We start from the raw sequence: 907 nt of genomic DNA on the forward strand, positions 1-907 counted from the left end.
CTAAACCAGCTAATAGTTGTCAAGATTTTTCTCTAAAAAACTTCTAATTTACGTGCTATACTAAAAATGAACATGCCAAATAAACTTCCCTAATTTTTAATTTGGAAAGTTATTGGTTATTTAGCTGGATGTAGTTTTTGAGCCGTATCTTGGAAATCTGTTTTGCTTTTTAGTAACGCATAGATCCAATGTAAAAGTTTGTTAACATAAGCGATGACCGCTACTCTAAAGGGTTTGCCATCATTTCGTTTCTTATCGTAAAATTCTCTTAATCTTTTATTGCGTGGGATCATTTCATCTGTCGTTTTCTTTTTACGAGCATCACGTATTCCACACCTTACAGCCATATATAATGCGTGTCTTAAGCTGCTAGATCCTCTTTTGGTAATTCGGTTAACTGAAGCTGTAAATTTGCCAGAGGCGTATACGCTAGGGTCTACTCCAGCGAAAGCGACCAGCTTTTTGGGGTGATTAAACCGATCGATTTCACCGATTTCGGAAATAATCGTTGCAGCGATTTTTTCTCCTATACCAGGGATAGATTGGAGAATTGTATATTCTTCCATTTCTTGGGCAAGGGCATCTATTTCGGCATCTAACTTGGATAGGTGCTCTTGGTATTGAAGGATTAACGTGATCAGGATCTCAAGATTAAAGATATGGCTTTGAAATAAGTTGTTCTGAAATGGGTTTCGGGATGCAGCATCTCTTAGCTTTTGCGCCCGTTCCTTCGCCCATTTATCAGAGCGACTTTTACATAGCGAAGCTATTTCATCCACCAATGTACATTCGCTGATGCTTAAAACCGACTTCGATGTTGGAAATTGTAATAGTGTTTTCAAGGACACTTTGGAATATAAGTCACCAAACACACCTACATATTCAGGAAATATTTGATCTAACACGG

At 37.8% G+C, this 907-nt stretch carries 1 protein-coding gene; it reads right to left on the bottom strand.

Going from position 1 to position 907, the window contains the following annotated elements; all coding sequences use genetic code 11:
- Positions 1-116: 116 nt before the first annotated feature.
- Positions 117-907, bottom strand: a 791-nt coding sequence (locus tag BK127_RS42215) for an IS110 family RNA-guided transposase (RefSeq protein WP_144026750.1), incomplete at its 5' end; no start/stop codon positions are given.

Source organism: Paenibacillus sp. FSL H7-0331 (assembly GCF_001956045.1).